The sequence below is a fragment of the Armatimonadota bacterium genome (assembly GCA_017993055.1).
Classification (GTDB): domain Bacteria; phylum Armatimonadota; class UBA5829; order DTJY01; family DTJY01; genus JAGONM01.
Genome location: JAGONM010000010.1, coordinates 47,396 through 73,394, shown reverse-complemented (window position 1 = coordinate 73,394; position 25,999 = coordinate 47,396). Strand labels below are relative to the sequence as shown.

The 25,999-nt window shown below is 64.7% G+C and carries 17 protein-coding genes, 1 tRNA gene and 1 pseudogene; 6 read left to right on the top strand and 13 right to left on the bottom strand.

Annotated features, from left to right (window positions below; all coding sequences use genetic code 11):
• The first annotated feature begins 63 nt into the window (after positions 1-63).
• Entirely contained in the window at positions 64-1,344 is a 1,281-nt protein-coding gene (gene hemL / locus KBC96_06020) for a glutamate-1-semialdehyde 2,1-aminomutase (GenBank protein MBP6963946.1), read from the top strand.
• A gap of 3 nt (positions 1,345-1,347) precedes the next feature.
• Here hemL and KBC96_06015 read toward each other — a convergent pair whose 3' ends face one another.
• Positions 1,348-5,082: a right-handed parallel beta-helix repeat-containing protein gene (locus KBC96_06015; GenBank protein ID MBP6963945.1), complete on the bottom strand. Its 3,735-nt coding sequence runs from the start codon at positions 5,080-5,082 to the stop codon at positions 1,348-1,350.
• 183 nt (positions 5,083-5,265) lie between these two features.
• Here KBC96_06015 and KBC96_06010 point away from each other — a divergent pair, with 183 nt between their 5' ends.
• From KBC96_06010 to KBC96_06000, 3 genes are all read left to right on the top strand, one after another.
• On the top strand, positions 5,266-6,045 hold the full coding sequence (locus tag KBC96_06010) for a hypothetical protein (GenBank protein MBP6963944.1): 780 nt from the start codon (positions 5,266-5,268) through the stop codon (positions 6,043-6,045).
• 14 nt (positions 6,046-6,059) lie between these two features.
• The gene (locus tag KBC96_06005; GenBank protein MBP6963943.1) at positions 6,060-6,524 is read left to right on the top strand and encodes a hypothetical protein; all 465 of its coding nucleotides are present in this window, start codon (positions 6,060-6,062) and stop codon (positions 6,522-6,524) included.
• A gap of 277 nt (positions 6,525-6,801) precedes the next feature.
• Positions 6,802-9,330 (top strand): hypothetical protein, encoded by a 2,529-nt coding sequence (locus KBC96_06000; protein MBP6963942.1) that lies wholly within the window; start codon positions 6,802-6,804, stop codon positions 9,328-9,330.
• Between the two features lie 181 nt (positions 9,331-9,511).
• On the opposite strand, the gene KBC96_05995 is transcribed toward KBC96_06000, so the two are convergent.
• From KBC96_05995 to KBC96_05955, 9 genes are all read right to left on the bottom strand, one after another.
• Positions 9,512-10,879 carry a hypothetical protein gene (locus KBC96_05995; protein MBP6963941.1) on the bottom strand — a complete coding sequence of 456 codons (1,368 nt, stop codon included), beginning with the start codon at positions 10,877-10,879 and terminating at the stop codon, positions 9,512-9,514.
• Positions 10,876-11,226: a hypothetical protein gene (locus KBC96_05990; GenBank protein ID MBP6963940.1), complete on the bottom strand. Its 351-nt coding sequence runs from the start codon at positions 11,224-11,226 to the stop codon at positions 10,876-10,878. Before KBC96_05990 ends, KBC96_05995 begins: the two co-directional genes overlap by 4 nt.
• Positions 11,219-11,779, bottom strand: a complete 561-nt coding sequence (locus KBC96_05985) for an RNA polymerase sigma factor (protein ID MBP6963939.1) — start codon at positions 11,777-11,779, stop codon at positions 11,219-11,221. The genes KBC96_05990 and KBC96_05985 overlap by 8 nt, the downstream gene beginning before the upstream one ends.
• A 207-nt stretch (positions 11,780-11,986) precedes the next feature.
• Positions 11,987-14,404, bottom strand: coding sequence for a copper-translocating P-type ATPase (locus KBC96_05980; GenBank protein MBP6963938.1), 2,418 nt, complete (start codon positions 14,402-14,404; stop codon positions 11,987-11,989).
• 10 nt (positions 14,405-14,414) lie between these two features.
• Positions 14,415-14,693 carry a hypothetical protein gene (locus KBC96_05975; GenBank protein MBP6963937.1) on the bottom strand — a complete coding sequence of 93 codons (279 nt, stop codon included), beginning with the start codon at positions 14,691-14,693 and terminating at the stop codon, positions 14,415-14,417.
• Positions 14,694-14,959: 266 nt separating this feature from the next.
• Positions 14,960-15,538 carry a hypothetical protein gene (locus KBC96_05970; protein ID MBP6963936.1) on the bottom strand — a complete coding sequence of 193 codons (579 nt, stop codon included), beginning with the start codon at positions 15,536-15,538 and terminating at the stop codon, positions 14,960-14,962.
• Between the two features lie 26 nt (positions 15,539-15,564).
• On the bottom strand, positions 15,565-16,737 hold the full coding sequence (locus tag KBC96_05965) for an N-acetylmuramoyl-L-alanine amidase (GenBank protein ID MBP6963935.1): 1,173 nt from the start codon (positions 16,735-16,737) through the stop codon (positions 15,565-15,567).
• Between the two features lie 121 nt (positions 16,738-16,858).
• Complete coding sequence (locus KBC96_05960) at positions 16,859-17,215, bottom strand: endonuclease domain-containing protein (protein ID MBP6963934.1); 357 nt, start codon at positions 17,213-17,215, stop codon at positions 16,859-16,861.
• Between the two features lie 212 nt (positions 17,216-17,427).
• Positions 17,428-20,901: a DNA polymerase III subunit alpha gene (locus tag KBC96_05955; GenBank protein ID MBP6963933.1), complete on the bottom strand. Its 3,474-nt coding sequence runs from the start codon at positions 20,899-20,901 to the stop codon at positions 17,428-17,430.
• 151 nt (positions 20,902-21,052) lie between these two features.
• On the opposite strand from KBC96_05955, the gene KBC96_05950 reads away from it, so the two are divergent.
• Positions 21,053-21,127 (top strand) — tRNA-Val (locus KBC96_05950).
• Between the two features lie 63 nt (positions 21,128-21,190).
• Here KBC96_05950 and KBC96_05945 read toward each other — a convergent pair.
• The gene (locus KBC96_05945) at positions 21,191-22,264 is read right to left on the bottom strand and encodes a hypothetical protein (GenBank protein ID MBP6963932.1); all 1,074 of its coding nucleotides are present in this window, start codon (positions 22,262-22,264) and stop codon (positions 21,191-21,193) included.
• A gap of 492 nt (positions 22,265-22,756) precedes the next feature.
• Between KBC96_05945 and tnpA the strand changes: the two are divergent.
• Positions 22,757-23,128, top strand: a pseudogene (gene tnpA, locus KBC96_05940) (IS200/IS605 family transposase).
• Positions 23,129-23,634: 506 nt separating this feature from the next.
• Here the strand turns inward: tnpA and hcp are convergent.
• Together hcp and KBC96_05930 are read right to left on the bottom strand one after the other, a co-directional pair.
• Positions 23,635-25,257: a hydroxylamine reductase gene (gene hcp / locus KBC96_05935; protein ID MBP6963931.1), complete on the bottom strand. Its 1,623-nt coding sequence runs from the start codon at positions 25,255-25,257 to the stop codon at positions 23,635-23,637.
• 184 nt (positions 25,258-25,441) lie between these two features.
• Complete coding sequence (locus tag KBC96_05930) at positions 25,442-25,873, bottom strand: Rrf2 family transcriptional regulator (GenBank protein MBP6963930.1); 432 nt, start codon at positions 25,871-25,873, stop codon at positions 25,442-25,444.
• Positions 25,874-25,999 lie beyond the last annotated feature (126 nt).

Here is a 25,999-nt window from a genome sequence, read left to right as displayed (position 1 = left end):
GGACAGCACATCTAGCTCCCCTCCTTGTCAAGGAGCGACTGGGGGAGGTTCCGGGGAAACCGCATGAACAGAGACACATCGGCAGAGCTCTTCGAAGAGGCGCAGAAATACATCCCCGGCGGGGTGAACAGCCCCGTCCGCGCGTTCAAGGCGGTCGGCGGCGGCCCGGTGTTCGTCGCCCGGGGCAAGGGGTCCCACATCTGGGACGCCGATGAAAACCGCTACATAGACTACGTCGGCTCATGGGGGCCCCTGATCCTCGGCCACGCCCACCCGCGTGTGGTCGAAGCGGTCACCAGGGCCGCCGGGCGCGGGATGACATTCGGCGCGAGCACCGAGGGCGAGGTCGTGCTGGCGAAGATGATCGTCGAGGCCGTGCCCTCAGTCGAGATGGTGCGCCTCGTCAGTTCTGGGACCGAGGCCGTGATGAGCGCGGTCCGCCTCGCGCGCGGGTTCACCGGCCGCGACAAGATCGTCAAGTTCGAGGGCGGATACCATGGGCACGGCGACTCGCTCCTGGCGAAGGCCGGATCGGGCGTGGCGACTTTGGGCATCCCGGACAGCGCCGGTGTGCCCGAATCTGCGACCTCCGATACGATCGTGCTCCCGTACAACGATATCGATGCCGTCCGGACGCTCTTCGACGCGATCGGCGGGGAGATCGCATGCCTCGTGGTCGAGCCGGTCGCGGGCAACATGGGCGTCGTGATCCCGAAGCCCGGCTACCTGGAGGGCCTCCGCGAGCTGACGCACAAGTGGGGCGTCGTGCTGATCTTCGATGAGGTGATCAGCGGATTCCGGCTGGCGTACGGCGGCGCGCAGGAACTCTTCGGCGTGACCCCCGACATGACGACTTTGGGGAAGATCATCGGCGGCGGGATGCCGATGGGCGCATACGGCGGACGGCGAGAGATCATGGAGCAGGTCGCGCCGCTCGGGCCGGTCTACCAGGCCGGGACGCTCTCCGGCAATCCGGTCGCGGTGGCGGCGGGCATCGAGACGCTCCGAATCCTCCGGGAGAAGAAGCCTTACGACGACCTCGACCGCAGGACGTACCGCCTGGCCGACGCGCTCCTCGAGGCCGCCGTGAGCCGTGACATCCCGATGCGGATCAACCGGGTCGGCTCGATGATGACCGCGTTCTTCACCGACCAGCCGGTCACGGACTACGCGACGGCCAAGACCTCCGACACGGCGAGATACGCGGCGTTCTTCCGAGCGATGCTCAATCAGGGGATCTACCTCGCGCCGAGCCAGTTCGAGGCGGCGTTCGTCTCGACCGCCCACACGGACGACGACATCGCCCGCACGATCGAGGCGGCGGAGAAGGCGATCGGGGGGTAGGGGTCAGTTCAGCAGCAGGATGTCCGACTGGGTGCGCACGCGGATGAGCGGATAGTAGTCCGTCCCCGACTTGAAGATGGAGCTGATTCCGGTCACTTTCACCCACTGCCCGACCTCCGGCTTCGTAAGCCCGACAACCAACACTCTGACCCCTGTGTATCCGGAGGGGTCGGTCATATCCGAGCCGTCGGAGATCACGAAATACGAGCCCGCGGGACTGTATGTCACGCGGCCTGCGGTGGAGACGAGCAGTCCGATGTTGTTCAGGCCGAAACCGTCCTTGACGCCCATCTGCCCGCTTCCGGTATCCGGGTCGTAGCTCCAGTTCCGCCCGCCTATGTTTCCGACATGCAGGAACAGCGGATCCACGATGCCCGTGTCTCCGGGCGGAGCCGATTGCACCGCTGTCGCGGCCTCTATGTACCTCTCGCCCCAGGAACTTGTGCTCATGACCCCATTCACGTCCGCTCGCATGCCGACGGAGAGCGCGTGTCCGAGCATCTCCACGCGCATCCCGGATGAGCGGTCATCGGCCTCGACGTAGAAGCAGTCGGAGAACGCCGCAGTCACGATAGCGGACTTGACTCGAATCGCGTCGGCATCGGCCTTCGCCCTCAAACCGGCGACGGTGACGAGAGGAATGGGGTTCACATACGGCAGCGCGCCCATGTCGCTGCGCGTGCCATCCGGATCGAACATCGTCGGATCGCCGGTGTCTATGCAGGGAGATGCGGCCTGGAGATGGTAATCGCCCGCAGCGGCGTTCACAAAGAGCGGATCGGCGAAGATCGTGCCTGTCAGATCCGGGCTGCCGTAGTAGTTGGTCGAGTTGCCCCAGAGGTCGCAGTAAAGCACTTTCGGCGACGCTCCGGTCAGGTACACGCCGTACGAGCCGTTGTTCGCGACGATGCAGTTCTTGACGACCTGTCCGAGCGAACTGGAGGATATGCCATGACCCGCGTTGCCGCTCACCGTGCAGTTGGTGATAGTGGGTGACGGAGTGTTGCTGACCGAGATGCCTCCCCCGCAACCTGATACCGTGCAGCCGGTGATGCTGAGAGAGGAACCGATGCTGACCGAGATGCCTGTTGACACACAGGACGACACGACGCTGTCTGCAACCTGCAGGCTTGCTGCAGGCTGCGACGAACCGGGACTCACCCAGCACGTTATGCCGTAGGGCGAACCGTGGCTGATGCTGCTGTCCGCGATGCTCAAACTGGCACCATCTCTGCTGTCGAGGATGCCGTAGAAATAACAGTAGCCGTTGCAGTACTGGTATCCACCATACCTCGCGACGCAGTGCTCGAAGATCCCGCTTGCACCGACGCCCTTTACCGAGACGTAAGACCAGTCTCTTGCAGCAGGGGCGGTCGCACTGCCGTCACCGTTCGTATCGCCACCGACACTGTCGTCCTTGATGCTCGTGAAGTAGATCGGCGAAGATTCCGTGCCTTGAGCCACAAGACTGCCGCCGACAGTGATGTCGCTGTAGCTGTACTGGGACTTCACGACTGTGCCGGGCTCGATGGTCAGTTGTGCGCCGGCAGCGACCTGCAACCCACCGCCGACCACGTACGGAAGGTTCGCCGTCGGATGCCAACGGTTGTCCAAGTCCATGTTGCCATTTACGCAAAGGCCATTCAGGTCATTACCAGAGGCGCTGTTCCCGTCGAAGGTCAAGACCCCCATGGGGCTGCAGCTCACGCTAGCCGCCCACCCTGCATTATCGGTGAACGTGTTATTGATGATGGTAGGCGACGGACAGGTCGACACAGTCAATCCGTTACCCGCGTTACCATTCACCGTGCAGCCAGTCACGCTGGGAGAAGAACTGCTGCTAACGGATATCCCGCCCCCGCTGTTGCCACTTACCGTGCAGTTGGTGATAGTGGGTGACGGAGTGTTGCTGACCGAGATGCCTCCCCCGCAACCTGATACCGTGCAGCCGGTGATGCTGAGAGAGGAACCGATGCTGACCGAGATGCCTGTTGACACACAGGACGACACGACGCTGTCTGCAACCTGCAGGCTTGCTGCAGGCTGCGACGAACCGGGACTCACCCAGCACGTTATGCCGTAGGGCGAACCGTGGCTGATGCTGCTGTCCGCGATGCTCAAACTGGCACCATCTCTGCTGTCGAGGATGCCGTAGAAATAACAGTAGCCGTTGCAGTACTGGTATCCACCATACCTCGCGACGCAGTGCTCGAAGATCCCGCTTGCACCGACGCCCTTTACCGAGACGTAAGACCAGTCTCTTGCAGCAGGGGCGGTCGCACTGCCGTCACCGTTCGTATCGCCACCGACACTGTCGTCCTTGATGCTCGTGAAGTAGATCGGCGAAGATTCCGTGCCTTGAGCTAGGATCTCGCCCTGGACACTCAAGTACGCCCTATTGTCGAACTTCACGACCGTGCCGGGCTCGATGGTGAGCCGCGTACCTGCGGGAATCGTGAGGTTGCTGACGACATACGGACTGCCGCTGGCTTTCCATGTGATGTTCGTGGTTATCGTCCCGGGAGCTGGCGTGTAGTGGTGTATCCAGATCGGTGCGGAGTAGATGTAGTCTCGCTCCGCGCCAGCGATGCCCGTCTGCCGTATCCGCAGATAGAGCGCCGTCTGACCCTGAGAGGTCATGGGCAGGGCACGGATTTCCTGATAGGTCAAGTGAAAGGTGTCGGAGAAGTAGGTGTCGTTGAGGCTGCCCCATCTCTTGACGGGGTCTGGCTGCCCCGAACACATCAAGTCAATTGATGCGAAATACTCCTTCCAGGGGTCAATATGGTTGGGATCGAACGCGGTCACCTCAAACGTGAAGCCTCCAGCGCCCGCCGGTATGACATCTCCCATCCAGTACCAGCTTGACTGTCCATCAACCTGGCAGCGAAAACGCAGACTGAAATCCTTGTCCTCCGAGGCGAACACCCGCCTGTGTCTCAGCGCATCCATGACGCCCGCCCGCCCGCTTCCTGGTGTGACCCATATGCCGGTGTGACGGGTTGCGGCCTGATCGCCCAGCGGCTGCTGGTTGTCAATCCCGATCGACGGCCCAACGTGCCATCCGGCCTGCAATGCTGTGCGGAAGTAGGTCTCCGACGCGCTCGGTGATGAATAAGCCAGGTCTCCTGCCCCGAGTTCGGCCAGACACATTATCTGGTCCACTTGTTCATCCCAGCCTGGAAATCCGCTGAAATGGTTGTAGCTGCCGATATGGTTGAACTGTGCAACGGGTGGAGAACCGTAACCTGAAGCGCTGCCTACGCTCTTGAGCCAGTTGACGAGACTGGCGGTGTCATCCGGGCCAGTGGGGGCAAAATGTGTTCTGAGAGGTGTCGGCGGAGTGCCATCACCGAATACCGCCGCGTCCGTGTAGTCACTCGATCCGAAGACATTGACATGGTCTGATGCGGTCCACTCGAAACCGCGAAGCGCTATCACTCCGCCAGGGCCTGAGTATGATCCGCCCGTAAAAGGATAGAGCCACTCGCCGTTGGTGAGCGATCCGCCGTGGTCGCTCAGACCAACGACCTTGAGCGGATGGCCGGGGTCTGCGGCGGCTGCCATCGTTTCATCCGGCGTCTGGGTGCCGCAATGGTCTGGTACCCCGGACGACTCACAGGCCTGGAGGGTGTGCACATGCAGATTGGCGCGGTATATCTCGTACTGCGCGCCGGCGGGTGACGCGATGATGAGCGCGAGGACGATGATGAGGATATACCTGCCGGTTGAACGCATGTTGTTACTCCTTGCCTGACGGCAAACGGAAGTAAGTATGGTGGTTCCAATGGGCTGCGGTGGGAAGAACGGAACTACCGCCAGTTTACTGCCGATGACGGCATCTGTCAAGAGATTGACCGGAAAACTGGTACAAGTACCTGCCTTCCCCGGGGCGGACCATCGTGCTATAATCGGCACACTATGACCGAAGACACCATGACCCCGGGCGAGCGGATGAGAGCCTTGTATGAGTTCCGGCCGGTGGACCGACTCCACCGCGCGGAGTTCTCGATCTGGCCGGAAGCGATCGAGAAATGGAAGTGCGAGGGCCTGCCGGAGGACTGGCAGGAGACGAACCTCTTCATGTACGACCCCCAGGCCGTTTTCGGCACGGGCCTCGGACTCGGATGGTGCGAGCCGCCGTTCCTCCCGCTATTTGAGAAGAAGGTGATCGAGGTACAGGGCGACCACGAGATCATCCAGGACGTCGCCGGCCGCCACCTGAAGGTCTTCACCGGCAGGCGGCACGGGTTCATGCCCGACTACCTCAAACATGCCGTCAGCAACATGGCCGACTGGGAGACCGTCGCGCCGAGGCTCGATCCGACGGTCGAGGCGCGCTGGGAGGGCCTCGCGGACCGGGTCATGGATGCGCGGCGGACGGCCGATGCGGTCGATGGCATCATGAGCCAGCATCTCATCGGCGGATACATGTACCTGCGCTCGATGATCGGCCCGGAGGACCTGCTGTACATGTTCTACGACCAGCCCGAGGTCATCCACGCGGCGATGAGGGGATGGCTCGACCTGATGGACGCCGGGCTGGCGAGGGTGCAGGCGGTGGCACCCCCCCTAACCCCCCCTTGGCAAGGGGGGGAGCGGAGAGAATCCTCCCCTTGGCAAGGGGGGGAGCGGAGAGAATCCTCCCCTTGCCAAGGGGAACAGCAAAGAGAATCCCCCCCTTGGCAAGGGGGGGTGTGATCGACGAGGTCTTCATGGCGGAGGACATCTGCTACAACCACGGGCTGCTCATCTCGCCCGACACGTTCCACGAGTTCCTGATGCCCTACTATCAGCAGCTCCTCGGCAACGCGCGGGCCAGGCAGAGTCGCCCGATCGGCCTGCACATTGACACCGACGGCGACTGCCGACCCTCGATCCCGCTCTACCTGGAGCTTGGGATGACGCGGATGTCGCCGTTCGAGGTCGCGAGCGGATGCGACGTGGTGGAGATCGGCAGGCAGTACCCGGAGATGATGATGTCCGGCGGGATAGACAAGCGGGCGCTGGCGGCGGGGAAGGATGCGATTGACGCGCACCTGGCGCACATCATGCCGCCGATGGTCGAGCGCGGAGGGTACTATCCGACGTGCGATCACGGCGTTCCGCTCGAGGTCAGCTTCGAGAACTACCTCCACTACCGCAGGCGCGTCTGCGAGATGGACGGCGCGGGGGAGTAGACGGCTCGTGCTGTCCCCCTTGACAAGGGGGACCGGCCTCCGGGCCGAGGGGGTTGTGCCTTTCCGCGCCCTTCGATACACTCTCCGCTCCGCTCCGAGCACTCAGGGCTGACGGTGACAGGTGTCCAGACGCCGCCATTCCTGAGTGCGCGTTCCGGCGCGGTCCTGAACTTGATTCAGGAGAAGGCCGGCCTCCCAGGGCCCCTCCCCCGACCCTCCGTGATAAGGAGGGGAGCGCGCCCCCCGGCGGCGAACAGAACCCTCGGAGGAGAACCCCATGGAAATCTCACTGAACGGCTCGGACTGGAAGATCAAGCACTTCAACCCCGGGGAGGCGCGCGGCAAGCAGCCCTTCGCCCCCGGGTACGACATGTCCTGGTGGACGGACGCCACCGTTCCCGGCGCCGTGCAGGCCGACCTCCTGCGCGCCGGTCTGATCCCGGACCCCTACCAGGACCTGAATTCCCGGCTGATCGAGTGGGTCGCCGCCCGCGAATGGGCCTGCACGAAGGCGTTCACGATCAACCCGATCCCCGAGGGCATGCGGGTCGGCCTCCGGTTCGAGGGGATAGACTACTCCGGCGACGTCTACCTGAACGGCGCGCACCTCGGCCGAAGCGAGAACATGTTCGTCCCGGCGGAGTTCGACGTCACCGGCATCCTCGACGGCGAGCGCGAGAACCGCATCGTCGTGATCCTCGACCCGGCGCCCGCGGAGTACGGGCAGATCGGCCGCACCAGCGGGGTCCGCACCTACAAGACCCGGATGAGCTACGGGTGGGACTTCGCCCCGCGCCTGATCCCGCTCGGCCTGTGGGACGACGTGAAGCTGGTCGTGACCGGCGGGGCGCGCATCGAGGACTCCTGGGCGAACTCCGAGCTCTCGGACGACCTGAAGTCCGCGAACCTGATGATGCGCACGAAGGTCCGCTCCGAGCGGCCGATGCGGGTCACCGTGCAGACGAGGATCCTCCTCGAGGACGCGCAGGTCGCCGGGCAGAGCGAGGTCGTCCGGGTCTCCGGGCTTGCCGAGGTCTCTCAGCTCTTCGCCGTCAAAAACCCCCGCCTGTGGTGGCCGAACGGTCACGGCGACCCGAACCTCTACTTCGCCGAGGTGCTGGTCGTATCGGAGGACGGCGTTGAGCTGGACCGGCGGGAGTTCCACTTCGGCTTCAAGCGGGTGCGCCTCGTCCCGAACCCCGGGCTCGACGAGGGCCTCCTGCCCTGGAACTTCGAGGTGAACGGCAAGCGCATCTACCTGAAGGGGTGGAACTGGGTGCCGGCGGACTCGATGTACGGGACGGTGACGGCGGAACGGTACGAGCGACTCGTCAGGCTGGCGAAGGAGGCTAACGTCAACCTCCTGCGGGTGTGGGGCGGCGGCCTCATCGAGAAGGACGAGTTCTACGCCGCCTGCGACCGGCTCGGCATCATGGTCTGGCAGGAGTTCATCCTCTCCTCGTCCGGCCTCGACAACGACCCGCCGAACGACCCGGCGTACCTGAACATGATCCGGCGCGCGGCGGAAAACATCATCCCCCGCCGGAGGAACCGGGCCTGCCACGCCGTCTGGTGCGGCGGGAACGAGCTGACCTGGAAAGGCCGCGACGACGAGGCCCTCCGGACGATGCGCGAGGCCGTGGAGGTGCTCGACCCGCAGAAGATCTACCTCCCGACCTCGCCGATGCGCACGTTCGAGGAAGGCGAGCCCCTCGAGATAGACATCCACGGCGACTGGCAGTATTTCGGCCCCGAGAAGCACTACGAGATCAACAACGCGCGGCGCTCCGCATTCCACAGCGAGTTCGGGTGCGAGGGCGCCGCGAACATCGAGACGATCCGCGAGGTCCTGAAGCATTCCGACCCGACTCCGATCTCGCCGCGGAACGAGCTGTGGGCGCACCGCGGCGAGTGGTGGATCAACACCGGCGTACTGGAGGAGATCTTCGGCCCGCTGCCGGACGTCGAGACGTTCGCACGGATGAGCCGGTTCGTCCAGTGGGAGGGCCTCCGGTACGCGGTCGAGCAGAACCGCCGGCGGAAGTACGCGTCGGGCGGCACGATACCCTGGCAGTTCAACGAGCCCTGGCCGAACCTGACCTGCACGAACGCGGTGGACTACTTCCTGCGCCCCAAGCCCGCCTACTACGCGGTCAAGTCGGCCTACGAGCCGGTCCACGTCAGCGCGAAGTACGACAGGCTCGGATGGAAGCCCGGCGAGGAGTTCCGCGCGCAGTTGTGGGCGAACAACTCCGGCCCGGCGCTGAGAGACTGCGCGGTGGTCTGGACGATCGTCGGCACGGAGGGCGACGTGTTCCTGTCCGGCGGCGAGAGGCTCGACCTGGCCGAGAACGCGGCGGTGATCGCGGGTGACGTCTCCTGGCGGATCGAGCCGGGGTTCGAGCGGCTCTTCGTGCTGGAGGCGCGGCTGGTCGGCCCGGGCGGGGAGGAGCTTTCGAGGAACAGCTACCTGATGAGCGCGAACCCGCCCCCGATATTCGACAGGCTGCTCGCGCTCCCGCCGACGACGATCGAGGTCGAGCAGGGCAAGGCGGTCGGGCTCGAGGACGGGCACGCGGAGGTGCCGGTCACCGTGCGCAACACGGGCGGGAACTACGCGTTCTTCGTGAAGGTCACGACGGACTGCCCGGGCTGGGGGGCCTACTACGGGCGGAACTACCTGCTGATCGCACCTGGCGACTCGGAGACGGTAGTCGTGAAGTGCGTTCCGCGGGAGCGGGGTGCGAAGGCGCCCGGCCCCTTCACGGCGGAGGGATGGAACACGGGCCCCGCCCACCGGGAGTGATGTGCGATCAGTAACCGGTATCCGGAGACCGGAGCCGAGAGTCTCGAGTAGGTTTCGGAGAAACCGTATCGAGAGACGGCTTCCAGGTGAGGCCGGGAGCTAGGGGGACTCGGGGCCCACGCCGCGTGGATGCCGGATCAAGTCCGGCATGACGGCCAGGCCGCTCGTCACCGGCAGCCGATCACTTCTCCACCCGCCAGGCGATGTCCCCCTTCGAAGGACCGCTCCGCCCGTCGCTCAGCGGCTTCCCGCCGTCGTCCTTCATGTCCTTGCCGACGCTGTACAGGACGAAGCCCTTCCCCTGCCTCTTGTAGATAAGAGCCTTTCCGCTGAGCGGGTCCTCGAGCATCTCAGGGTCGGAAACGCCCAACCCGGCCAGGCTGTCGGGGTACGTCCCGTGCCGACGCTCATACGCACTGAGTTCCAGGCCGACCCGGCAGACGCGCGTCTCGGCCAGAGCTTCGTAGACCCGTGACTTCACGCCGCTGACTACCGGCAGGATCATGCTCGTGACGGGTCTGTACAACAGATGCAGGCCCTCCAGGTCCTTCAGGCCGGAGTCCCTGATCGGCTTCTCCGCGTCGGCGATGATCTTGCCCATCAGCCCCAGGTAGAACCGCTCGTCCGCATAGAGCACGGGCCGCGCGGCGAAGACTGTCAGCCGCGCAAGCGGAATCTGCACGTCCGTCAGCTCGCCGAACGCGGACGGATCGTCGCGCAGCTCCCGGAACGCCAGAAGCCCCGCGTCCCTCTCCCCCTGCATTGCAAGGCGGTAATGCGGCCGGAGGTCGGCCTCCGCGAGTGATTCGGACAACCGAGCCGTCTGGTCTTCGGTCAGGCTAACGTATGGCGCCGCGTCCCGAAGGTTGCGGCAGGTCATGTTGATGATCGCGGCGCGCACGAGCACCGATATGAGGGTGGGCTCGCCCTCGACGGAACGCGCGATTCGCAGGCTGAGCCCCATGAACCGCGCGGCCTCGTCCATTTTGCCGTCCCTTGCGGCGATCAGCCCGCGTGCGTTCGCCAGCCGGGCCAGCCCCCTGAGCGAACGGTAGTGCGGAAACAGGGCCGCGAACCCGTCCTCCCACTTGACCGGGAACCGGCAACGCTCCATGGACGCCGCGCGCTCTGCTAGCTCCAAGGCTCTGTCATAGGCCCCTATCGCCGCGCGGGCCTTGTCCCAACTGCCCGGGTCGGCCTTCCGCTTCTCGGCGTCCGCGAAATCCGCCAACTGCTCGTAGTCCTCGCGGTCGGTTCCCGGTGAAGGCAGGAGTTTGAAGGCCTCGGCGTACACCAGCGCGGCGTTCTCGGCGTCCGGGACCTTCGGACCGACGAGCTCGGTGATAGAGGGGAGTTCGCCCTTCGCCTTCAACGCCCTGATGTCCGACTCCAGCTTTCGGCCGGTGATAAAGGTGGCGATCCCGTGCGCAACCGCGAGCAGGATCACCAGTATCACCAGGGCCTTGCCCGTCCATTTCGCCGCGCGGACGAGCTTCCCGCCGATCCGCCGAAACGTGGGGAAGCAGTCGCCGTTCACAGTCCGTTTCATAGTCGCTCGCCTCCCTCTTGAGTAGTCCAGCGGTCCGAGAAGCCCTGGACGAGCAGCTTCTCCATATCCCTGCGCTGCCTCAGCAGGCCGCCGGGGACGGTTCTCGCGCCGCCCGCCTCGGTCATCGCGGAGATGCGCGCCTGACGGTAGTGGTCGGAGACGTTGACCGCCAGCAAGACCGCCAGCGCCAGCGCGGCGAACACCGGCCTGCGCAGGGCGAACCGCCATATCGGACGCCGGCGCTCGAGTTCCTGCCGGCTCCGGCGAAGGATGCGCTCCCGCATGCCGTCCGGCGGCTGCGGCTGCCACGATCGGCGAAGCATCTCCTCTATCCGTCTGTCATCCATCCTGGTCCTCCCCCAGCGCGCGCCTCAGCCTGGCGATCCCGTACTGGTACCGGCTCGTGACCGTGCTCACGGAAGCGCCGGACACCTGGGCGATCTCCCGAAACGTCAGCCCCTCGTATGCCTTCAGCACGAGCACCTCGCGCTGTTCGACCGGGAGTTCGGCAAGCGCCTCGCGCAGCGCGTTAGATTGGACGACGGATTCCGCGACGCCCGAGGCGGGCGGATGCGAATCCCACCGCAGGTCCTCGGTCAGCCAGTCGCGACAGCGTCGGGCGCGGAGTATGCTGTAGGCGGAGTTGCGTGCGGCGGTCAGCAGGTAGGCCTTGACGCTCCGGGCTCTGCGCAGGAGTTTGCGGTCCCGGGCGAGCCGGATAAAGACCTCCTGCACCGCGTCCTCGGCATCGTCGGCCGAACCGAGAATCGAGAGCGCGTATCGGTATAGGGAGAGCGCGTACTCGTCGTACGCGTCCTCCAGCGCCGTTTCCCTGTCCGCATGATCGCGCACCGCTGTCGCTCCGATACTCATCGAGACCTGTGCGTCGGCGTCGTCCATCGTCCTCTCCACTTACATAGACGCCGCGCGCGGCCGTTTTTGCCTGCCGAAAACTGTCGCGCGTCATCCTGAACTCGACTCAGGATCCAGAATCTTCCGGATGGATGCTGAACCAAGTTCAGCATGACGACCGCCTGCCGTGGCGAGAACTCCGTCAGAACTCCGCTTCCGCACTCCGAATCAGCGTACATCCGCGTTCATCGGCGGTTACAAAGTGGACGGACGGAAGCGCCTTAGGCGGAGGGAGTTGCTGACGACCGAGACCGAGCTGAGCGCCATCGCGCCCGCCGCCCACATCGGGTCGAGGAAGACGCCGAAGAGCGGATAGAGCACCCCCGCCGCGACCGGGATGAGGATCACATTGTAGAAGAACGCCCAGAAAAGGTTCCGGCGGATCGTGCGCATCGTGGCCCTGCTCAAGGCGATCGCCGTCACCACCGCGCGGAGGTCGCCACTGATCAGCGTGACGTCCGCCGTCTCCATCGCCACGTCGGTGCCGGTGCCAATCGCGATCCCGATGTCCGCCTGTGCGAGCGCCGGGGCGTCGTTGATCCCGTCGCCGACCATCGCCGTGACCTTGCCCTCATCCTGGAGCGACTTCACCGCCTCGGCCTTCTGCTGAGGGAGCACCTCGGCCATGACGCGCTCGATGCCCGCCTGATGCGCGATCGCCTCCGCCGTCTGCCGGTGGTCGCCGGTGATCATGACGACCTCGAGGCCCATATCCCGCAGCGCCCGAACGGCATCGGACGAGTGCGCCTTGAGCGTGTCGGCGATGGCGATCACCCCGGCGGGCTTGCCGTCTATCGCGACGAAGACGGGGGTCTTGCCCTGAGCAGCATACGTCTCATAGGTCTCATCGGTCCCATGGGACTGATAGGACTCATGGGACGAATGGGACATCAGTTTCTGATTCCCGACCAGCACCTCATGCCCATCAACCGTGGCGCGGATGCCCGCCCCGGTCACCGAGTCGAACTCGGTCGGGGCAACCGTCTCGATCCCGCGCTCCTCGGCGGCGCGGACGATTGCTTCGCCGAGCGGATGCTCCGAGACCCGTTCGGCGGATGCGGCCAGCCGGAGGAGTTCGGCCTCATCCATATCGATCGGAACGATATCAGTCACGACCGGCTTTCCCTCCGTGAGCGTGCCGGTCTTGTCGAGCACGATCGCATTCAGCCGGTGCGCCGTCTCCAGGGCCCCGCCACTCTTGATCAGCACGCCGTTCTCCGCGCCCTTGCCGGTCCCGACCATGATCGCCGTCGGGGTCGCCAGCCCGAGCGCGCAGGGACACGCGACGATCAGCACGGCCACGAAGCTGAGGAGCGCGTAGTTGAACGCCGGCTGCGGTCCGAATGCGAGCCAGACGATGAAGGTCAGTATAGCGATCCCGATGACAGTCGGGACGAAGTAGCTCGCGATCACATCCGCCAGCCGCTGGATCGGCGCCTTCGAGCCCTGCGCCTGCTCGACCAGCTTGATGATCTGCGCGAGGGTCGTGTCCTTCCCGACGCGGGTCGCGCGGAAACGGAAGCTGCCGGTCTTGTTGATCGTCGCGCCGATGACCTCATCGCCCTCCTGCTTGGTGACGGGGATCGGCTCGCCGGAGATCATCGACTCATCGACCGCCGAGCGCCCGTCTACGACGACTCCATCGACCGGGATCTTCTCGCCGGGCCGGACGATGATGATGTCGCCGACCTGCACCTGCTCGACCGGGATGTCCGACTCCTGATCGTCGCGGACAACTCGCGCGGTCTTCGGCTGGAGGCCGATGAGGCGCCGGATCGCCTCCGAGGTCCGCCCGCGCGCCCGGAGTTCGAGCAGCCGGCCGAAGAGGATGAGCGTGATGATGACCGCCGACGTGTCGAAATAGAGCGCGGCTTCGATGCCTTTCGCATGGGCGAAGAAGCCGGGGAATAGGATCACCCCGACGCTGTAGAAGTACGCCGCCGAACTGCCGACCGCGATCAGCGTGTTCATGTCGGTCGTGCGGTGTCTCGCGGCGGCGATTGCGCCGTTGTAGAACTGCCGGCCGCCCCAGAACTGGACCGGTGTCGCGAGGACCCACAGCAGCCACGCAGGAAGCATGCCGGTCAGGCTCCCGATCACGATCGGGACGGTGATGATGGCGCACACGACGGTCTTGGTTAGCAGCGTCCGGTACGCCGCCTCGCGGGTGAGTCGCTCGCGGTCCGGGGCCTCGATCTGCTCATCAGGAACGGTGTATCCGAGTTCCTCGATCATCCGCTTGAACTCGTCGGGCGAGATGACGGCGGGGATGTAGTCGATCGTAACGCGCTCGGTGGCGAGGTTCACGGCCGCGGAGGTCACGCCGTCGAGCTTGTTGAGGACCTGCTCGATTTTGGCGGCGCATGAGGCGCAGGTCATCCCCTCGACGGGGAGCGTCATCTGCTCGGCCGCGACGTCGTAGCCGGTGTCGCGGATGAGTTGGATGATCTGTTCGACGCTGACCACGCCGGGGTCGAAGGTGACCGTCGCCCGCTCGGTCGCGAAGCTGACGACGGCGGACTCGACCCCCTCCAATCCCTGGAGGCCCTTCTCGATCCGCGCGGCGCAGTGCGCGCACGTCATACCGGTGACGGGGAGATCAATCTTTTCCATGCAGGTCGCTCTACATCAAGTACTTCACTATACTCACCACCACGGCAGTCAGGATCGCGATGAACACGATCGCCGCGACGCCGCAGCACACCAGCGGCTTCCACACGCTGATGTCAATGTTCGTCTCGCCATCCCGCACGCGGACGCCGGTCCAGTTCACCCTGACCTCCGAGTCCTTGTCCTTGACGTAGACCCCGCCGGGGCCGACGTGAACCTGCTCGCCCTTCTCGCCCGTCACGTTGACCGACCCGCCGCCGACCTCGACGCGCACCTTCTCGTCTTCGCTCATTTCACCACTCCGTTCGAAAACACCGACTCGCCCCGATCGCCCGGTGCGAGCATGCCATAGCCGTTATCGGCAGTTCTGTCTTTTCCATGTGCTGGGATAGTTATACCCAGATGTGCGAGGGGAATGCAAGCAAGTTCAGCATCCGGGCGACTGAAGTCACGGCAACGAAGGCACGAAGTCCACCTCCGTGGACTGGAACCCCAGGGGAGCCGTTCAACGGCCTCCCAGTGTCCGCAGGGACACTTCGTGCCTTCGTTGCCGCGGTTTCAACCGCCCGGCCCTACAGGAGGTCTCTCGGTTGAGCGCGGTTTGGCGGACTGCGGCTCCCACTTCAGCTTGCCGATCTCGGACTTCGGCACGAATCCTACATGGCCGTCCGCGTAGCAGACCGCGTATCCCATCTCATGCCTCGGTTCCGGCGGGAAAAGCTCGGGGCCTCCGTGGAGGTTGCGGCCGGGCATCGACTCGAAGTAGCGCACCGTGTATGTAGGATCGGCTACGTCGCGCTCGGATAGCCCATCGAGCCGAGCGTTCACGGCGTAGGAGGGCGCGCTCCGGTCGTTCACCTCTGAAGGGCATATGAACAGCTTGTCGGTGTCACTGGGCGACCGGGAGATCCGTGTCAGAGGCTCTTTCAGAGCATCGTTCCAGGTCTTCACCGGAGGGAAGCGGTAATCATGCTCGGACATGTACATCTCAGTCGCCATGCCCAGCTTGCTGAGATTCCGCATGCACTGTGTCGAGAGCGACGGACGACCGCCATCGTGTACGGAGAAGGGAAACAGAACCGCGGCAAGAACAAGGACGATGATTACGCCGCACACGGCCCACAAGACGTTTCTCATCTCACGGCCTCCATTCGGACTACATCTTAGCGGACCCTCACCGCCGAGACGGCCACGTCGCCGAACCAGGGCCCGCCCTCGCGGATCATCCGCCAGCCCGACGCGTAGAACCCCGGCTCGTTGGGCGCGGTCAGGTCGAAGGTGAACGTCACCGTCCCGTTCGGGCCGACTTCAGCGATCACGTCCTGATAGAGGGCGTCCGCGAACGGGTCGGAGCCGCCCAGCGCCCCGAGTTTGAACCCGCGCTCCTCGTTCCAGAGCACGCCCATATTCCTGAACGTAATGCTGGCCGATTTCGTTTCGCCCGGCGCCATGCTGTTCGGGATCGTGTGGCTCACGAGTTCGCTCGAGTAGAAGTCCCTGGTCGGCGCGACGCCGAAGTAGTCGCAGACGCCCTTGTACAGCCCCCACATCGCCGCGCACCGGAAGAAGTCGTCCTTCAGGTTGAGCACGTCCGTGTCGCAGCTGTCGTGGAAGCCGAGTTCGAGCAGGACCGCCGGGCGCTCGGGGATGCGGATCTCGCCGAATCGGCCGTTCGAGTCGGCGACGCCACGGTCCTTCCACTCGGGCATCGGTATACCGTGGTGGATGGCATCGATCATCGCGCTGTTGGCCATCTCGCCCAGCCTTCGGCTGCCGTCGCACCATTCCGCGTGCGATCTCCCGCAGTCGTAGTACATAACGGAGCCGGTCGGGCAGTTCGGGCCCTCGCAGTGGCCGGACGACGCGTTCGTGTGGACCGAGATGTAGATGTCGGTCTTGTCCTGGTTCGAGGCGAGCGGGCGGGCGCGGACGTCATCGTTCCATTCGCTCTCCCCGGATGATGTCTGGCAGTCCGAGAGGCTGCCCCAGACGGTACACGGGTAGCCCTTGTGCTCGAGCCAGTAGACCGAGGCCATCCGCCACCAGGGATTGCCGCTGGGGTGGTCGCCGTAGTTCTTGTCCGTGCAGCGCATGGTGTGCACGGTCATGCCGTCGTTCCGCAGGTACGTCTCGAGCCACGCCGCGTGCTCGACGTTCCGATCGTCCTCCGCGCGGAGTTCGCCGCCGCACGTGATGGGCCGCTGGGTGCCGTATTCCTTGCCGTTCCACACGAGGCCGTGGCCGGGCGACAGGGTCATGGACTTCCCGGCGAGCGCTCCCGCGCGGGCGGCGTTGGCGGTCAGTAGAAGCATCAGGGCGAAACAGGCGGTCTTCATGAGGAGTTCCTTCCAAGGGTCGTTGCCGCCAGTCTAGCGCGGGGCGATGGGGTTGTCAACCGGAAGCGGTACTCCCTCCCCCCTCTGAGGGGGAGGGCTGGGGAGGGGGGATGAGGCGCGTTCACTCCGGCTCGCGGCCGCACGCAGAGTATATGGTCTGCAACACGCCGTCGAGGTTCTGCCAGACATCGGAATTCCAGAACCTCAGCACGGCTAGACCTTGCGCCTCCAGGAACTCCTGCCGCGATTTATCCTGCGACTCCTTACCGCCGTGCGAGTCACCATCGAGTTCGATTGCGATTGTGAGTTCCGGGCAGTAGAAGTCTACGACGAATGGTCCGATCGGCTGCTGCCTCCGAAACCTCCTGCCGTTGATCTGCTTGCGCCGAAGCTTCTGCCAGAGGATGTTCTCAGCGGAGGTTGCGCCCGAGCGAAGCTGCCTTGCACGCAGGACCAGGTCCCTGTCGTAATGCCTCACGTGGCACGCCCCTCCCCCTGGCCCCCTCCCTCTCAGGGGAGGGGGAATACTCACTCCCTCCCCCCTGTGAGGGGGAGGGCCGGGGAGGGGGGTTCGGTTCGGCCGGACGCCTCAAACCCCTCCCCCTGACCCCCTCCCTCTCAGGGGAGGGGGGATGATGAGTGACTTCCCCTCGCTCTCAGGGCGAGGGGGAATCAGTATTCCGTACGCAACTATCCCTGCTCCACCGTCACCGCTTCCTTGCCGAGGACCTTCTCGATCTCCTGGATGAGCTTAGGGGACGGCTCGACCTTCGACTCGGCGGAGACCTTCGTCGGCCTCCCGCCGGCGGTCACGACGAAGTAGACCGGGCTCTCGCCGGAGTGCTTGGAAAAGATGCCCTTCAGCAGTTTCAGCTTCTCGCGGTCGGACCTGGCGAGCTGTATGGTCACGCACTTGACGCCGGAGCCGTTTCCGTTGCCGTTCTTGCCGTTCCCGAGCGCCTGGATCGACTCGCAGATGATCCCGATCTCGCAGGTCGTCTCGCCGTCAGCGCCGGGCCGCTCGCGGTGGTTCGTCCTCCCCCGCACGACGACGACCGCGTCCTGCGCGATCACGTCCCTGTAGTCGTTGTAGACCTGGGGGAACGCGGTGACGTCCACCGAGCCGGTCAGGTCCTCGATAGTGAGGAAGACCATCGGCTCGTTGTTCTTCTTGGTGAAGTGCTTGCGCATGCGGGAGATCACGCCGGCGATCACTACCTCCTGCTTGTCGGCCATCTCCCTGATCTTGTCGCTCGTGGCGGTGACGAACGCGGCGAACCTCTCCTGGAACTGGGCGAGCGGGTGATCCGAGACGTACAGCCCGAGCAGGTCCTTCTCAAAGGCAAGCTGTTCGTCGCGCGACATCGGCTTCACCTGGGGGAGCGTCTTCGGCTCGAGGCTGTCCCCGGAGTCCTCGGCGGAATCAATGCCGCCGAACAGGGAGTGCTGGCCGGCCTTCCTGTCCCTCTGAGCCCGAAGCGCCATGCCCATCGCGTCGTCGAGGACGAAGAGCAGCTGAGCGCGGTTCTTGTTGATCGAGTCGAACGCGCCGCACTTTATCAGGCTCTCGACCGCGCTCCGGGTGACGATTGTGTCGCAGACGCGTCGGCAGAACTCGTGGAGCGACTTGAACGGGCCGCCTTCGCTCCGGGCCGCGAGGACCGCGTCTATCGCCGCGCGGCCGAGCCCCTTCACGGCTGCCAGCCCGAAGCAGATCGCGCCGTCGCGCACGTCGAACTCCGCGCTGCCGGTATTGACGTCCGGCGGCTGGACCTTGATGCCGAACCGCTTGCAGTCCTCGACGTACATGGCCAGTTTGTCCTTGTCGTCCATGTTGGCCGAGAGGAGCGCGGAGTAGTACTCCACCGGGTAGTTGGCCTTCATATAGGCCGTTCGGTAGGCGACGAAGGCGTAGCAGACCGCGTGGGCCTTGTTGAACCCGTAGCCCGCAAACGGCTCGATCTGCTCGTAGATCTTCGCCGCGACATCCTCATCCACGCCTCGATTCTTCGCGCCTTCGAGGAACTTCACGCGGACCTCGTGCATCTTCTCAGGGTCTTTGCTCGACATCGCCTTGCGCAGGACGTCCGCCTGGCCGAGCGTGAAGCCGGCCATCGCGCACACGATCCGCAGCACCTGATCCTGATAGGTGATGACTCCGTAGGTCTCGTCCAGTATCGGCTCGAGATCCGGGTGGAGATATGAGACCTTGTCCCTGTCGGACTTACCCCGCACGAAGTCCGGGATGGCCCCCATGGGGCCCGGTCGGTACAGGGCGATTATGGCCGCGAGTTCCCGTACCGAGGTCGGCTTGAGGTCAATGACGTTCTGCCGCATGCCGGCGCTTTCGAGCTGGAAGACGCCGTTCGTGTCGCCGCGCCCGAGCATCTCGAAGGTCTTCCGGTCGTCGAGCGGGATGTTGAGGATATCAATCTCCTCGCCCCGGCACTCCCTGACCTTCTTGACGGCCTCCGCGAGGATCGTGAGGTTCGCCAGGCCCAGGAAGTCCATCTTCACGAGGCCGATCTTCGCGACGTCCTTCTTCGCGAGCTGAGCGACCGCTTCGCCCTTTTCCTTCGACTCCACCGGCACGTGGTCGGTCAGCGGACTGTCGGAGATCAGCACGCCCGCGGCATGGACCCCGGAGTTGCGGTTGAGGCCCTCCAGCGTCCGGGCGGTGTCAATGAGGGTCCGCGCGTTCGGGTCGCGATTGTAGGCGTCATGCAGCTCGGGGTTCATTTTCATCGCCTGGTCAATGGTGACGCCGACGGGCACCGTCGGGATCATCTTGGCGATGCGGTCCACCTCGGGAAGCTCGACTCCCAGGGCGCGCCCGCAGTCGCGGATGGCGGCTCGGGCCTTCAGGCTGCCGAACGTCGCGATCTGCCCGACGCGCTCGCGGCCGTATTTGTCAATGACGTACCGGATCAGATCGTCCCGGCGGTCGTCCTGGATGTCGAGGTCAACGTCGGGCATCTCGATGCGCTCGGGGTTCAGGAACCGCTCGAAGGTGAGGCCGTACTCGATCGGGTCCACGTCCGTGATGCCGAGTCCGTAGCAGACGATGCTCCCCGCGGCCGACCCCCTGACGCCGACGAAGATCCCCTGACGCCGAGCGAAATCGGTGAAGTCGCGCACGATCATCATGTATGTGGCGAACCCGCACTGCCCGATGATCCCGCACTCGTACTCGAGCTGCCTCTCGTAGTCGCCCGGGATCGAGCCGCCCATCCGCTCGGCGAGGCCGCGCCGCGCCTCCTCGCGCATGTGGTCGCACGGATCGGCCCCGGCGGGAATGCCGGGATCGGGGAGCTTGGTGCTGCTGAAATCGAACTGAAGGTCGCACCGCTCGGCTATCTCGAGCGTGTGCTCCAGCGCGCCGGGGATGCTTCCGAACAGGGCCGCCATCTCCTCGGGCGACTTCATGTAGAACTCCTGCGATCCGAAGCTCAGCCGCTTCGGATCGGTCAGCGTGTGTCCGGTCTGGATGCAGAGCAGAACCTCGTGGGCCGCCGAGTCCGCGCGGGCCGTGTAGTGGATGTCGTTCGTCGCCACGAGTTTGAGGCCCGTCGTCCCGGCGAGGCTGATCAGTCCTTCGTTGACCTGTTTCTGCTCGGGAAGGCCGTGCTCCTGGAGTTCGAGGTATATGCCGTCGCGGCCGAATATCTCGACGTACTCAGCGAGCGATCGCTCCGCCCGGCCGAGGTCGTTCCGCATGATCCAGTACGGTATCTCGCCGCCCAGGCACCCGGTCAGCGCGATCAGGTCTTCGTGGTACCGGGCAAGGAGTTCCTTGTCCACGCGCGGCTTGTAGTAGAAGCCCTCCGAGTACGCGAGGCTCACGAGCTTGATGAGGTTCTTGTAGCCCTTCTCCGACTCGGCCAGGAGGACCAGGTGGTGCTGGTCCCTGTCGAGTTTCGAGTCCTTGTCGAACCTGGTCCGCGGCGCGACGTAGACCTCACAGCCGAGGATCGGCTTGACGCCCCGGGCCTTCGCCTCGCCGTAGAAGGTGATGTTGCCGTACATGACGCCGTGGTCGGTGATCGCCATGGAGGGCATCTCCATTTCGACGGCCCGGTCGAGTATGTCGGGGATGCGGGAGGCCCCGTCGAGGAGGCTGAACTCGGTGTGCGTGTGCAGGTGTACGAACGGCGCCTTCGGCATTTCAGTGTGCTTTCCCAGGGAGTGTATATCAACCTGTTCGGGCCGGCGGCGGCCGTTTCCTTCAGTCGTTTGGACCGAGGATTGGGGTTTTTGCGCCACTTTACAGGTGGGGCGGAATCGTGTATAATACGCCTGCCTCGAACCTGTACATGGGCGGTTAGATCAGGGGGAGATCGCTTCGTTGACACCGAAGAGGCCATTGGTTCAAATCCAATACCGCCCACCACTCGAGCAGAAGCCCGACGGACGACCCGCCGGGCTTCGCTGCGTTTGGGCGTCGGGCCGCTGATCACCGGCTGCCGAATACGGCCTTCACGACCTCCAGCTTCATCGTCCCGTCGCCCTTCGTCGGAGCCACGATCCCGCCCTCGCCGAACTCGTTCCATGCGTAGATCAGCAGCGCCTTCTGTCGCCCGCCTTCGATGGGAAAGCCGAGCTTCGGGTACGTGTCGAGCGCCGACTTCACGCTCTTCAGGGCGGCGGTCCACTGCAGGCGGTTCGGCAGGTCGAACGACGGCCGCGGGTCCTTCCACGGGCGCGGGTCCCATCCCGACGGCACGTACGGCACGTAGGGCTTCTCGCTCTTCTCGCCGTATGCCTTCCAGGCGTCCTGCGCCGGCTCGATCAGGTCTTCGTAGGGATAGGGCTCGGGCTTCTGCGGGACGTTCGGCATGTCCATGTAGGTCGTCAGGAAGTCGTAAGGGGAGACTACCTGTCCGGTCGTCAGGCCGGACATCACTCCGCCGCCAATGAGCGGCGCCGGCACGCCGGATTCCCTGGCAATGCGCCGTAAGGCGTCGAGCCGGGCGGTCACCCTCGCCGGGTCGTTCCCATTCTGCTGGAGGAAGAAGTGCGCGCCGTGGATCTTGAACACCGGCCGCCCACCGACGCGGAGGTAGCTCGGGTGCTTCATCGCGGCGGCCCACTCCCGGCAGGCGGCCTCCCACTTCGCGTCGGTGTCGAGTGCGAACGGCGGGTGGTTGACGAACTCGATCGTGAACGCCATCCGCCGGGCGTTCGGGGAGGCCATGAACGTGCGGAGGCCCTCGTTGAGCTTGTGCGGCTCGCCCGACTGCGGGTACCAGAGGATCTGGAAGAAGTCAACTCCGTGCGAGGACGCGGCGATGATCTCACGGTTCATCGTGAGCTGGGTGTTGTATTCACCGAGTGTCGGCACTCGGGCGGGGAAGTCCGCGCGCCAGTCCCTCCCGCCGACGTTCCACTTGTTCGGCAGGTCCCTCCACCACCCGGCGAAGTAGTAGACCCCGACCAGATACTCGTCTTTCGGAATCGGTTTCCCTGCGGCGACGGACGATAGAATGACGAGCGACAACACGATGAGGGTGATGCGCCGATCAGGCATGGTGATCTACCTCTGAGTGACCGGTTCGGCGGAGGAGCGGGGGATTCCTGTGTACCCGGGCGACTGAAGTCGCGGCTCCAAAGGCGCGACGTGTCCCTGCGGACACTTGACTCCCCAGTCCACGCAGGTGGACTTCGTGCAGTAATCGCCGCGGTTTCAACCGTCGGGAGAGATGGCTCCTGCCCGGGCGACTGAAGTCGCGGCAACAAGGGCACGAAGTGTCCCTGCGGACACTTGACTCCCCAGTCCACGCAGGTGGACTTCGTGCAGTAATCGCCGCGGTTTCAACCGCCGCGAGAGATGGCTGCCGACCGGGCGACTGAAGTCGCGGCTACAAAGGCACGAAGTGTCCCTGCGGACACTGCAGGCCCCAGTCCACGCAGGTGGACTTCGTGCAGTAATCGCCGCGGTTTCAACCGCCGTGCACCTTGAAGGACTCCCCGGACGGCCCAACTAACCTTGATTCGATATTGTCCATGATGGAGCAACCCTATGCGCAGGCCTTTCACTCAACTATACCTGCACCTGGTCTGGTCCACGTGGGACCGCATCCCGATGCTAGGCCCTGAGATCAAGCCCCTGGTCTACGCCGCAATCCAGGCTGAGTGTGCGAAGCTCAAGGCGGACGTTGGCGCCGTCGGCGGCACCGAGGACCACGTCCATCTGCTGACGAGGATTCCGACGATCATCACGGTAGCCCAACTGGCGAAGCAGGTGAAGGGATCAACCTCGCATCTGGTGACCCACCTGGAGGGCACGGAGCAGTTCCTCAAGTGGCAGGGCGGATACGGGGCCTTCAGCGTCTCCAGATCGGACGTTAGAAGGGTGAAGGCCTATGTTCTGAACCAGGAGCAGCACCACCGTGACCACACGACGGAGCGTGACCTCGAAGTGGCCTGGGAAGAGGCTGTGCCGAGCATCGAGGCGCCGTAGTCTCCCGAGACCGGGCGACTGAAGTCGCGGCTCCAAAGGCACGAAGTGTCCCTGCGGACACTTGACTCCCCAGTCCACGCAGGTGGACTTCGTGCAGTCCTTGCCGCGGTTTCAACCGCCGCGAGAGATGGCTGCCGACCGGGCGACTGAAGTCGCGGCTCCAAAGGCACGAAGTGTCCCTGCGGACACTTGACTCCCCAGTCCACGCAGGTGGACTTCGTGCAGTCCTTGCCGCGGTTTCAACCGCCGGGAGAGATGGCTCCTGCCCGGGCGACTGAAGTCGCGGCTGCAAGGGCACAAAGTGTCCCTGCGGACACTAGACTCCCCAGTCCACGCAGGTGGACTTCGTGCAGTCCTTGCCGCGGTTTCAACCGCCAGGGGATAAGAAGAATGGGCAGGAGTACAACTCCTGCCCCAACACCATCCGGTATCCGACGTCAGCCCAGGATCGCCGCCAGGTCCTCGTCCGGGGTCGTGATCGGCGCAATGCCGAACTTCTCGACGAGCACGTTCAGCACCGGAGGAGTCACGAACGCCGGGAGGCTCGGGCCGAGGCGGATGTCCTTGATCCCGAGCGCCAGCAGCGTCAGCAGGATCGCAACCGCCTTCTGCTCGTACCAGGACAGGATCATCGAGAGCGGCAGGTCGTTCACGCCGCACTCGAACGCGCCGGCCAGCGCCACCGCGATCTGGATCGCCGAGTAGGCATCGTTGCACTGCCCGATGTCGAGGAGCCTCGGGATCCCGCCGATGTCGCCGTGATCGAGCATGTTGAACCGGTACTTGCCGCACGCCAGCGTCAGAACGACCGTGTCCTTCGGCGTCTTCTCGACGAACTCGGTGTAGTAGTCGCGTCCGGGCTTCGCTCCGTCGCAGCCGCCGACGAGGAAGAAGTGGCGGATCGCCCCGCTCTTCACCGCCTCGATGACCGTTCCCGCCACGCTCATGACGGCATTCCGCCCGAAGCCGATCATGATCGTCTTCTCCGGCGCGTCCTCGGTGAACCCGGGGGCCGCCAGGGCGGCCTCGATAGCCGGGGTGAAGTCCTTGTCCTCGATGTGCGTCACGCCCGGCCAGGCGACGAGCCCGGTCGTGAAGATCCGCCCCTTGTAGCTCTCACTCGGCCGCTGAATGCAGTTGGTCGTCATCACGATCGAGCCGGGGAACTCGTCGAACTCCGTGCGCTGGTTCTGCCACGCGGTGCCGTAGTTGCCGACGAGGTGCTTGTAGGCCTTCAGCTTCGGGTATGCGAGCGCCGGGAGCATCTCGCCGTGAGTGTACACGTTGACGCCCTTACCCTCGGTCTGTTGGAGGATCAGCTCGAGGTCCTTCAGGTCGTGCCCGGAGACGAGCAGCGCCTTGCCCTTGATCGGGGTCACGTGAGCCGCGGTCGGCTCGGGATGCCCGTATCCGCCGGTGTTGGCGGCGTCGAGCAGCTCCATCACCTTCAGGTTCATCTCGCCGACCTTGAACGCCCAGGCGGTGAGTTCGTCAACCGTCGGGTCCGGCTTCGTCAGGAAGTCGAGCGCCTCGTGGAAGGTTGCATACACGCCGTCGTCTTCCTGGCCGAGGATGCGCGCGTGGTCGGCGTATGCGGCCGCGCCCTTGAGCCCGTAGGTGATCAGTTCCTGGAGGCCGACGACGTCGTCCCCCCTGGCGGCCTTGCGCGACTCGATGCCGATCTGCGCGCCCTGAGCGGCCAGCCCCTCAATGGTCGCCTCCGGCACCCACGCCGCCGGCCCGCCGAGGGCCTCGCACGAATCGCCGCAGAGCTTCTTCGCCCTGTCGCGCATTTCCGCGGCCTTCATGAGGAAGCCCTTCACTCGCTCGGGGTCGAAGTCAACATTGGTGACCGTCGTGAACAGCGCCTCGATCACGAAGCGGTCTATCTCGACGGCGGACCTTCCCGCCTGACGGGCGCGGTGCGCGTACATCCCGATGCCCTTCGCCGCGTACACTAGAAGGTCCTGGAGCCTCGCGGTCGTCTCGTCCTTCCCGCAGACCCCCTGGACGGTGCATCCCGTCCCTTTCGCCGTCTGTTCGCACTGGTAGCAGAACATTCCCATTCGTTCGATCATCCTTTCTGTTGATGAGTTCGTGATACGTTCGGAGCCGAAACCGTCTGGTCCTGAGTGCGTCCTCTGGGACGTGTATCGAAGGACGGTCGGATGCGGCCGATGTTTGTGCAATCAGGCCGCCCTTCGATACACGCTTCAGAAAGCGCACTCAGGGCTCACGGTTGCTTCACTCCTGCGAATCGGACTCGCACGCTTTCGCCAGATGGGCGAGAGTCGTCTCGGCCAGGTATTTCCGTACCTGCCCGTTTACCGAATGAACCAGACCTCCCAGCACGCACCGCGAAGCCCGGCACGCGGGGCGCCCGAGCAGGCAGTCGCTGGGGTGATACGGCCCCTCTATCGCCTCGTAGACTTCCATGAGGCTCGTCTTGGAGGGAGGCCTCGTCAGCCGGAAGCCGCCGCTCGGCCCCCGGACGGCCTCCACGAGACCCGCGCGGGCGAGCTGCTGGCGCACCTTCGCGAGGTGGTTCTCCGACACGGCCAGCTCCTCCGCGATCTCGTGGGTGGACGCAAGCCGGTCGGTACTTCGGGCGAGCACGGCCATCGTGTGCAGGGCCAGCGCGGCGGCCTCGGATATGTGGAGCATCTTCGGAGTCATCAGGGCATCCCCCGGGCGATTAGAGTATTCAGGTACTCTTATACCCGAATCCTTGCGTTTTGTCAACATCTTTCGCAGACTTTTTTTCGCGGCCGTCTCTCGATCGAGGCTGCCAGTCACCGGGTG

Excerpts from the sequence above, each read along its gene's own strand:
- KBC96_06000 (MBP6963942.1), top strand. The coding sequence starts at position 6,802 with ATGGAAATCTCACTGAACGGCTCGGACTGGAAGATCAAGCACTTCAAC.
- KBC96_06015 (MBP6963945.1), bottom strand. The coding sequence starts at position 5,082 with ATGCGTTCAACCGGCAGGTATATCCTCATCATCGTCCTCGCGCTCATC.
- KBC96_06005 (MBP6963943.1), top strand. The coding sequence starts at position 6,060 with ATGGCGGAGGACATCTGCTACAACCACGGGCTGCTCATCTCGCCCGAC.
- KBC96_05970 (MBP6963936.1), bottom strand. The coding sequence starts at position 15,538 with ATGAGAAACGTCTTGTGGGCCGTGTGCGGCGTAATCATCGTCCTTGTT.
- KBC96_05955 (MBP6963933.1), bottom strand. The coding sequence starts at position 20,901 with ATGCCGAAGGCGCCGTTCGTACACCTGCACACGCACACCGAGTTCAGC.
- KBC96_05930 (MBP6963930.1), bottom strand. The coding sequence starts at position 25,873 with ATGACTCCGAAGATGCTCCACATATCCGAGGCCGCCGCGCTGGCCCTG.
- KBC96_05975 (MBP6963937.1), bottom strand. The coding sequence starts at position 14,693 with ATGAGCGAAGACGAGAAGGTGCGCGTCGAGGTCGGCGGCGGGTCGGTC.
- KBC96_05945 (MBP6963932.1), bottom strand. The coding sequence starts at position 22,264 with ATGCCTGATCGGCGCATCACCCTCATCGTGTTGTCGCTCGTCATTCTA.
- KBC96_05980 (MBP6963938.1), bottom strand. The coding sequence starts at position 14,404 with ATGGAAAAGATTGATCTCCCCGTCACCGGTATGACGTGCGCGCACTGC.
- hemL (MBP6963946.1), top strand. The coding sequence starts at position 64 with ATGAACAGAGACACATCGGCAGAGCTCTTCGAAGAGGCGCAGAAATAC.
- KBC96_06010 (MBP6963944.1), top strand. The coding sequence starts at position 5,266 with ATGACCGAAGACACCATGACCCCGGGCGAGCGGATGAGAGCCTTGTAT.
- hcp (MBP6963931.1), bottom strand. The coding sequence starts at position 25,257 with ATGTTCTGCTACCAGTGCGAACAGACGGCGAAAGGGACGGGATGCACC.
- KBC96_05990 (MBP6963940.1), bottom strand. The coding sequence starts at position 11,226 with ATGGATGACAGACGGATAGAGGAGATGCTTCGCCGATCGTGGCAGCCG.
- KBC96_05995 (MBP6963941.1), bottom strand. The coding sequence starts at position 10,879 with ATGAAACGGACTGTGAACGGCGACTGCTTCCCCACGTTTCGGCGGATC.
- KBC96_05965 (MBP6963935.1), bottom strand. The coding sequence starts at position 16,737 with ATGAAGACCGCCTGTTTCGCCCTGATGCTTCTACTGACCGCCAACGCC.
- KBC96_05985 (MBP6963939.1), bottom strand. The coding sequence starts at position 11,779 with ATGGACGACGCCGACGCACAGGTCTCGATGAGTATCGGAGCGACAGCG.